Annotated in this window: 2 protein-coding genes and 1 pseudogene; all 3 read left to right on the forward strand. The window is 42.7% G+C overall.

Annotated elements, in window-relative coordinates:
- Positions 1–576 precede the first annotated feature (576 nt).
- The gene (locus tag RCO84_RS00655) at positions 577–2,388 is read left to right on the forward strand and encodes a reverse transcriptase/maturase family protein (protein ID WP_287580900.1); all 1,812 of its coding nucleotides are present in this window, start codon (positions 577–579) and stop codon (positions 2,386–2,388) included.
- Positions 2,389–2,507: 119 nt separating this feature from the next.
- Positions 2,508–3,083: pseudogene (locus RCO84_RS00660) on the forward strand (TraG family conjugative transposon ATPase); the annotation flags it as partial.
- Between the two features lie 30 nt (positions 3,084–3,113).
- Positions 3,114–3,284, forward strand: a 171-nt coding sequence (locus RCO84_RS00665; protein WP_317583471.1) for a DUF4141 domain-containing protein, incomplete at its 3' end; no start/stop codon positions are given.

The raw sequence follows: 3,284 nt of genomic DNA on the forward strand, positions 1-3,284 counted from the left end.
AAGGGTGCGCCCGTCAAGGCTGCATAAATAACTATTCCATTAGCAAGGAATTAGGCAAGTGTACATTGAAAAGACCTATCATCCGCCTACTTATCCATTCAACGAAAGACGATGGGGAGTGTAGCATGTAGGAAATCCATAAGTCAATCAGCTATCAGATTGCGACTGAATGGTGGGATGAAAAGATAGACAAAGGATAAAATCTATACTGATTGAATGATAGTCCAAGCGGTATCTGCGCGTACCTACAACGTAAGATAGCTAAACTCGTTGTATCGTGACACTCATTTTCCAGTCTTTGAGGAGAACAGAGCATGTACTTGTCACGACGCATCTGCAATAAGCAGAAAAGGACGAAAGTCATATCCTCCTGTCTATCAGGCAAGAGTTATTATGCAAGCAAACGGGGATTGCCTAAATCGGAAAGCCACTTGTAAGGCTATGAGGTGCAGACCTCTGAATATCTGACAAGGCAACGGAGCCTCCGTAGTAGTCCGAGCAGGATAATGACCTGCACATGGCAAAGGGAGGCAGTTAATTCTTTTAATACAATTAATGAAAAATGTGTGAGACATTATGAGAAATTCAGAAAGAGTATTAAACAGTCTGGCTATACACAGCCGACAACCGAACTATAAATTTGAGCGGCTTTACCGCCTGCTCTTCAATGAACAGATGTACTATGCTGCCTATCAGCGCATTTATGCAAAGGAGGGTAACATGACCAAGGGGGCAGACAACGCCACCATTGACCACATGAGTATATCACGCATTGAAAAACTGATAATTTCGTTGAAAGACGAGTCATATCAGCCCATACCGTCAAGGAGAGTTTATATTCCCAAGAAGAATGGGAAGAAACGACCTCTTGGCATACCCACATTCAACGACAAACTTCTGCAAGAAGTTGTCAGAATGATTTTGGAAGCGATATATGAAGGTAGCTTTGACAACAATTCCCATGGTTTTAGACCCAAGCGAAGTTGTCATACAGCCTTGCAACAAATTCAAAAGTCATTCAATGGGACACGTTGGTTCATAGAAGGGGACATCAAAGGCTTCTTTGACAATATCAATCATAACACATTGATAGACATTTTAAGGAAGCGAATTGACGATGAGCGTTTTCTTCGATTGATACGCAAGTTCCTCAATGCGGGATTTATTGAAAATTGGGTATTCAACAAAACATATAGTGGCACGCCACAAGGTGGAATAATCAGCCCGATATTGGCAAACATCTACCTTGACCAACTTGACACTTATATGCGTGAATACATCCAAAAATTCAACAAGGGCAAGGAAAGAGCAGACAATCCCGAAAGGGTGAAATTTGAGTACGGCAAAAGTCGTGCAGTGTTGAAACTCAAAGCGGTAACAGACAGGGAAGAGCGCAAATTCATAGTCAAAGAAATAAAACACTTTGATAAGGAAAGAGCAAAAATTCCTTGTGGTGTGGATATGGATGCAAATTTCAGACGCCTAAAATATGTACGGTATGCAGATGATTTTCTGTGTGCTGTCATTGGAACAAAGAAAGAGGCGGAAGCCATCAAGCAGGACATCAAAAAGTTCCTTGCCGAGAAGCTTTCGCTTGAACTTTCAGATGAGAAGACACTCATTACACATGGAAGAAAGTCTGCAAAGTTCCTCGGCTATGAAATCTATATCCGCAAATCTGTATTGACCAAGAGAAACAAGGCTGGCAGATTGACAAGACCCTTTAATAATAAGGTGTACTTGAAGATGCCGACGCAAGTGATTAGAAAGAAACTCCTTGACTATGGTGCATTGGAGATAAAGATGCACAATGGAAAGGAGTTTTACAAGCCTAAGCACCGACCATATCTCATCAACAGTGATGACTTGGAAATCTTGGAAAGATACAATGCTGAAATAAGAGGTATCTATAACTTCTATTCAATAGCAAACAATTGTCATTCGCTTCATACATTCAAGTATATCATGGAGTATAGCATGTACAAAACCTATGCGTCCAAGTATAGAAGTTCTGTAGTGCAAATCTGCAAGAAATACAAGAAAGACGGAGTGTTCACAGTAAGCTATAAGAACAGAAAAGGACAAACCTTAAAGAGGCAGTTTTATCACGATGGGTTCAAGCGTAAGAAACAAGAATATGGAGATTGCTATGACAGATTACCTGTTCAATACTTTTACCACGGAACAAGTCTTATCGACAGATTAAAGGCAAACCGTTGTGAATTGTGTGGAAAGGAAAACGTAAAACTTGATATGCACCATGTGAGAAAACTCAAAGACCTTCAAGGAAAGGAAGATTGGGAACGCCACATGATTGCACGCAAGCGTAAGACGATAGCTTTATGTCGTAGCTGCCATAAGAAAGTCCATTACGGTAGTATAGACTGATAGAATTAATGGAGAGCCGGATACGCCGAAATGTGTAAGTCCGGTTCGGGGGCGAGCATTTGGAAACCTACCATAGTAATATGGCAAGGCGCTGGGTGCTTAGCCTACACCATCCAATCCTGTTCCCGGTCACGACCATCATCATCATGGAGTTGTTCATCAACAAGATGCGCCGCCTGAAAGGCATCCGTAAGATGATAGTGATAGAAGAAGCATGGAAAGCGATAGCTTCGGCAAACATGGCTTCCTATATCAAGTATCTCTATAAGACGGTCAGAAAGTTCTTCGGTGAGGCGGTTGTGGTGACGCAGGAAGTCGAGGACATCATATCCTCCGCTATCGTGAAGGACAGTATCATCAACAACTCAGACTGCAAGATACTCCTTGACCAGAGGAAGTTCATGAACAAGTTCGAGCAGATACAGTCATTGCTCGGATTGACGGAAAAGGAGAAGTCGCAGATTCTCTCCATCAACCAGTCCAACGACCCGTCACGTCTCTACAAGGAAGTATGGATAGGACTTGGCGGAACGCAGTCGGCAGTATATGCCACAGAGGTGTCCACGCAGGAATATCTCGCCTATACGACTGAGGAAAGTGAGAAACTGGAGGTAAGGGCATTGGCGGAGAAACTCGGTGACGACATGGAAGCTGCCATCCGACAGCTTGCAGAGGACAAACAAGAGAACAAGTAAATTCATTATCCACTTAATCCAAAAGTAAAAATGAGAACAAAAGTAATCATGACAATCTGCCTGTTCCTGCTGATAGTAGGAAAGGCAAGCGCACAGTGGTCTGTCATAGATCCTACCAACATTGCGCAGAGTATCATCAACTCGTCCAACAACATCGTCCACACGTCTTCGACGGCTCAGAACATGCTCAACAACTTCAAG

Origin of the sequence: Segatella copri (assembly GCF_949820605.1) — a bacterium.
GTDB lineage: Bacteria > Bacteroidota > Bacteroidia > Bacteroidales > Bacteroidaceae > Prevotella.